The organism is Dietzia sp., assembly GCF_036741115.1.
Lineage (GTDB): Bacteria > Actinomycetota > Actinomycetes > Mycobacteriales > Mycobacteriaceae > Dietzia.
This window is the reverse complement of the sequence record NZ_DAINST010000115.1, coordinates 1-5,770: the sequence shown is the minus strand read 5'-3', so window position 1 is coordinate 5,770 and position 5,770 is coordinate 1. Positions and strand designations below refer to the sequence as shown.

Genomic DNA, 5,770 nt, shown 5'->3' with positions numbered 1-5,770 from the left:
AGCGTCGTGGCGATGCTGTAACCGGTGGCGGGATGACCGAAGCCGGCCGCGACGCCGAATCGTTCCGGACCGAGGTCGGCGTTGCGGGTGGCGCCGATGAGTGTGGTGCCGATGCGGACCGTGCCGGGAGAACGCCGCGCCGCGAGCAGCGGGAATCGGACGTGTTCTGTGCGCAGCACCTCGATCGCAGGGCGCCGCCCGCCCTCCGCCGCGCCGACACTCCCATGGCCGCGGCGCGCCACCTCGGCGAGGCCGCCGCGGTCGAGTCCGAGTCGATCCGCAAGGCGGTCTCGCAGTTCCGGCGAACCCATCGCCGGCGCTCCCGCGAGATCCGTCTCCTCGAGCAGGGTCTCGCCGCCGGGTAAACGGACGGCGTAGAGGAACGAGCGGCGCCTCGAGCGCCTTCTGCGGGCGGCAGCACCGACGACGACGCCGCCGGGACCGCCCGCCGCGGCCACAGGTGCGCGCCAGTCCATGAGGATCCCGCCGCTCCCGCCGCTGCCGTCGGCGTTCGTGCCAGCTTCGGCGCCGCCGCTCAACGTTCCCGCGAGGAACCGCTCCGCTTCGACATCCGCCACGACGATCCCGAATGCGGACTGTGCGGGGGACTCCCTGCGCGGAGCCGGTCGCCCGACCGGCTCGGCCCCGCGGCAATCGACCACGGCGATCGTCCCGTCCTCCGCCCGCAGGGCGCGCAGCTCGGCGGTGGTGGGCGCGGCCTCCGACGTCACGATCGAGGGGCAATACGAGAGCAGGGCGCGCTGCAGTCCTGCGGGGTCGACGACGACGTACGGGAGGTCGACCAGGCCGTGGGCGGGCGAGCCGTCGCGGCGCGGCGCGACGACGGCGGGGGAACGAGTGGTGCGGGTGGCGACGCCGGAAAGGGCCGGGAATGCCTCCACCGCCGCGCGCCACTCGGGCTCCCACAATCCGTAGGTCGCCGTCCACGTGCGTTCCGGGCGGGGGTCGACGGCCCTGATATCCAGCCCGCGCCGGGCGCATCCGGCGGCAAGCGCGAGGCCCGCAGGTCCGAGGCCGGCAATGAGCACGTGGGGGATCGTCATGACGTCCACCACAGTAGACGGAGCGCGCCTCCGGACCGTGCCGGCTCGGGCAGCGCCGCGGCCGGGGAGGGGACGATGGTGGGCTGGGGAGTGGGCGGCGTCCGTCCATTTTCTCGGTTCGCCGGGGGACCGAAGCGGCAGGTAAGGTGGTACGTTGGCCGATCCAGCAACCGCGAACGAAACGGAGTCCAGCTTTCGTGATCACCATCGACGACCTCGAGGTGCGCGCCGGCGTGCGCACCCTGCTGCACATGGACGGATCCACCCTCCGCGTGCAGCCGGGCGACCGCATCGGGCTCGTCGGGCGCAACGGCGCCGGGAAGACCACGACCATGCGGATCATCGCCGGAGAGGGGGAGCCCTACGCCGGCTCTGTGACGGCTACTTCCGAGATCGGTTACCTCCCGCAGGACCCGCGCGAGGGCGATATGGAGGGCACCGCGAAGAACCGGGTGCTCTCGGCGCGCGGGCTCGACGAGCTGATGAGCAAGATGTCCGTCGAGCAGGAGAAGATGGCCGATTCCTCTGATCCGAAGCGACAGGACAAGGCCATCCGACGCTTCGGCCGTTTCGAGGAGGAGTTCTCCTCCCGCGGCGGGTACGAAGCCGAGAGCGAGGCCGCGCGGATCTGCGCCTCCCTCGGCCTCGACGACCGGGTGTTGGAACAAAAGATGGGCGTGCTGTCCGGCGGTCAGCGCCGCCGCATCGAGCTCGCGCGCATTCTCTTCGCCGCGTCCGAGGGCGGCGGCAAGTCGGCGATGACCCTTCTGCTCGACGAGCCCACGAACCACCTCGACGCCGATTCGATCCAGTGGCTGCGCCAGTTCCTCTCCAACCACGAGGGCGGGCTCATCATCATCTCCCACGATGTCGAGCTGCTTGAGGACGTCGTGAACAAGGTGTGGTTCCTCGACGCCGTGCGCGGCGAGGTCGACGCCTACAACCTCGGCTGGAAGAAGTACCTCGAGCAGCGCGCCACGGACGAGGCGCGCCGCCGCCGCGAACGCGCGAACGCGGAGAAGAAGGCCGCAACCCTGCGCACGCAGGCGGCCAAGCTCGGCGCCAAGGCCACGAAGGCAGCAGCGGCGAAGCAGATGCTCCGCCGCGCGGACTCGATGATGGACGACCTCGAAGAGGAGAGTGTCGCCGACCGGACGGCGCGCATCGCGTTCCCGAAGCCCGCGCCGTGCGGCAAGACCCCACTGTTCGCCGAGGGCCTGACCAAGATGTACGGCTCCCTCGAGGTCTTCGCTGGCGTCGACCTCGCGGTGGACAAGGGTTCGCGCGTGGTCGTGCTCGGGTTCAATGGCGCCGGCAAGACCACTCTGCTAAAGCTGCTCGCGGGCGTGGAGCGCACAGATGGGGAAGGCGGCATCGTCTCCGGGCACGGCCTGCGCATCGGCTACTTCGCACAGGAGCACGACACCCTCGATATGGACGCCTCGGTGTGGGACAACATCCGGCACCTCGCCCCCGACGCGGGGGAGCAGGACCTGCGGGGCCTGCTCGGCGCGTTCATGTTCACCGGACCACAGCTCGACCAGCCCACGGGAACCCTCTCGGGCGGCGAGCGCACGCGCCTCGCGCTCGCCGCGCTCGTCTCCTCTGCGGCCAACGTGCTGCTCCTCGACGAGCCGACGAACAACCTCGACCCGATCTCCCGCGAGCAGGTCCTCGACGCACTGCGCACGTACGAGGGCGCGGTGGTCCTCGTGACGCACGACCCCGGCGCCGTCCGGGCTCTCGAGCCCGAACGGGTCATCGTCCTCCCGGACGGGACCGAAGACCTATGGAGCGACGAGTACATGGAGATCGTCGAGCTCGCCTAGTCAAGCGCCGGACTCGGCGCCCGAGCAGGGGCCGAAGTAGGCACCCGAGTCGGAGTACGGGCCAGAGTCGGCCTCCATGACGGAGTCGGCGCACAATCGAAAGGGGCCCGCCATCTGGCGGGCCCCTTTCGTTGGTGGCTCCTCGTTCGCCGCGCCGGCCTATCCGTCTTGCGTACGCACCGAGTGCTCGACGAAATCGAGCACCTCGCCGGCGATCTCGGTGTCGCCGCCGGTAGCGAGGTGGGAGATGAGACCGTCGAGAACCATGTCGAGATAGGTGAACATGACCCTCTCGCTGACGTCCGTCCGCACTCGCCCCTGCTCCCGTTGGATGGCGAGTCGGCTCGTCGCCGCCTCGTCGACGAGCTTCTGGTGGTCGGCCCACTGCTCCCGGAACCCCGGGTCGGTGCGCACGCGCCTCGCCACCTCGAGGCGGGTGCCGAGCCACGAATAGTCCTCTTGAGAAGCGAGGAGATTGCGCATCACCTGGACGAATCCGTCCGCGGCGATGGTGTCGAGCATCGCCTCGGTATCGCGACGGGCGAGTTCGAGGAACAGCGCGTCCTTATCGGCGAAGTGGTGGAAAATCGCCCCCCGTGACAGGCCGATGGCCGCCTCGAGGTGGGATACGGTCGCGCCCTCGTAGCCGAATTCGGCGAAGCATCGCCGTGCACCGGACAGGATCTGTTCCCGCCGCTGCTCCATGTAATCTGCGGAGACCTTGGGCATTTTCCAGACCTCCTTCTCGGCCAACTCCCACTCCGTACGCGTGTGAGCGGGTGCGCGAATCGCGACCCGCCCACACGTCGTACGACAAGGTGCGGGGAGCCCGCGCCGCCGGTGTCCCTCGCGGAAGCGGCGCGGACCCCCTGTACCGATCGGGGAGCTAGGCGCCCTTGATCATGTTCCGCAGCACGAACTGCAGGATGCCGCCGTTGCGGTAGTAATCGGCCTCACCGGGAGTGTCGATGCGGACGACCGCGTCGAACTCGACGGTCGAGCCGTCTTCCTTGGTGGCGACGACCTTGACCGTCTTCGGCGTCGAGCCGTTGTTGAGTTCCTCGATACCGGAGATCGCGAACGTCTCGGTGCCGTCGAGTCCGAGCGAGCCGTGCGACTCACCCTCGGGGAACTGCAGCGGGATGACGCCCATGCCGATGAGGTTCGAGCGGTGGATCCGCTCGAAGGACTCGGCGATGACCGCCTTGACGCCGAGGAGGCGGGTGCCCTTCGCGGCCCAGTCGCGCGAGGAACCGGTGCCGTACTCCTTGCCGCCGAGGACGACGAGCGGGATGTCCTGCGCGGCGTAGTTCTGCGCGGCGTCGTAGATGAACGACTGCGGCGCGCCCTCCTGCGTAAAGTCGCGGGTGTAGCCACCCGAGACGCCGTCGAGGAGCTGGTTCTGAAGGCGGATGTTCGCGAACGTGCCGCGGATCATCACCTCGTGGTTGCCACGACGCGAGCCGAAGGAGTTGTAATCCTTGCGGGCCACACCGTTCTCGTCGAGGTACTTCGCGGCGGGCGTGCCCGGCTTGATCGGCGACGCGGGGGAAATGTGGTCGGTGGTGACCGAGTCTCCGAGCTTGGCGAGGACGCGGGCGCCCGAGATATCGGAGACCGGGGCCGGCTCCATCTCCATGCCGTCGAAGAACGGCGCCTTACGGACGTAGGTCGACTTATCGTCCCACTCGAAGGTCTTGCCGTCGGGGGTCGGGAGGTTGCGCCACCGGTCGTCGCCGGCGAACACGTCGGCGTACTTCTCGGTGTACTCCTTGCGGGAGATCGACGCCTGGATGGTCTTCTCGATCTCCTCGCCCGAGGGCCAGATGTCCTTGAGGAAGACCTCGTTGCCGTCGTTGTCCTTGCCGAGAGAGTCGGACTCGAAGTCGAAGTCCATGGTGCCGGCAATGGCGTAGGCGATGACCAGCGGCGGGGACGCCAGGTAGTTCATCTTGACGTCCTGGTTGATCCGGCCCTCGAAGTTGCGGTTGCCGGACAGGACGGCGGTCGCGGTGAGGTCGTTCTCCTGGATCGCGTTGGAGATCTCCTCCGGTAGCGGGCCGGAGTTACCGATGCAGGTGGTGCAGCCGTAGCCCACGAGGTGGAAGCCGAGGGCCTCCAGGTCCGGCCACAGGCCGGCGCGCTCGTAGTACTCGGTGACGACCTGCGAACCCGGAGCCATGGAGGTCTTGACCCACGGCTTGGCGGTCAGACCCTTCTCGTGGGCCTTACGGGCGAGCAGGCCGGCGCCGATCATGACCGACGGGTTGGACGTGTTGGTGCACGAGGTGATCGAGGCGATCGAGACGATGCCGTGGTCGAGCACCATCTCCTCGCCCTCGACGGTGACTTCGACCGGCTTGGAGGGCCGGCCCTCGGCGCCGGCGGAGGCGTCGGCGCGGACGGATCCCTCCTCGGCGTGGACGAGCGTGGCACCCTCGGCCGGGGCGTCGCCGTACTGCGTGGAGCCCTTCTGGGTGTCCTCGAGCGTCGTGGCGTCGTCGCCCACGTAGTTGTGGATGTCCTTGCGGAACGCGCTCTTGGAGTCGGACAGCTCGATGCGGTCCTGCGGGCGCTTGGGGCCGGCGATCGACGGGACGACGTCGCCGAGGTCCAGCTCGAGGTACTCGGAGAACTCGGGCTCGGCCGCCTCCGGGTCGAGCCACATGCCCTGCTCCTTGGCGTAGGCCTCGACCAGCGCGAGCTGGGCCTCGTCGCGACCGGTCAGGCGCAGGTAGTCGATGGTCTCGCCGTCGATCGGGAACATGGCGCAGGTGGAGCCGAACTCCGGGCTCATGTTGCCGATGGTGGCGCGGTTGGCCAGCGGCACGGCGGCGACGCCGGCGCCGTAGAACTCGACGAACTTGCCGACGACGC

Annotated in this window: 4 protein-coding genes; 1 reads left to right on the top strand and 3 read right to left on the bottom strand. The window is 69.0% G+C overall.

Translation table 11 applies throughout. The features are described from left to right. A partial coding sequence (locus V7E05_RS13285) for a lycopene cyclase family protein (protein ID WP_333620119.1) occupies positions 1-1,064 on the bottom strand: 1,064 nt, incomplete at its 3' end. Positions 1,065-1,261: 197 nt separating this feature from the next. Here V7E05_RS13285 and V7E05_RS13280 point away from each other — a divergent pair. Next, positions 1,262-2,893: an ABC-F family ATP-binding cassette domain-containing protein gene (locus V7E05_RS13280; protein WP_333620118.1), complete on the top strand. Its 1,632-nt coding sequence runs from the start codon at positions 1,262-1,264 to the stop codon at positions 2,891-2,893. Between the two features lie 159 nt (positions 2,894-3,052). Here the strand turns inward: V7E05_RS13280 and V7E05_RS13275 are convergent, their stop codons facing one another. After that, a complete protein-coding gene (locus V7E05_RS13275; protein WP_333620117.1) occupies positions 3,053-3,622 on the bottom strand; it encodes a TetR/AcrR family transcriptional regulator in 570 nt (189 codons plus the stop codon). 157 nt (positions 3,623-3,779) lie between these two features. Next, on the bottom strand, positions 3,780-5,770 hold a 1,991-nt coding region (acnA, locus tag V7E05_RS13270; protein ID WP_333620116.1), incomplete at its 5' end, for an aconitate hydratase AcnA.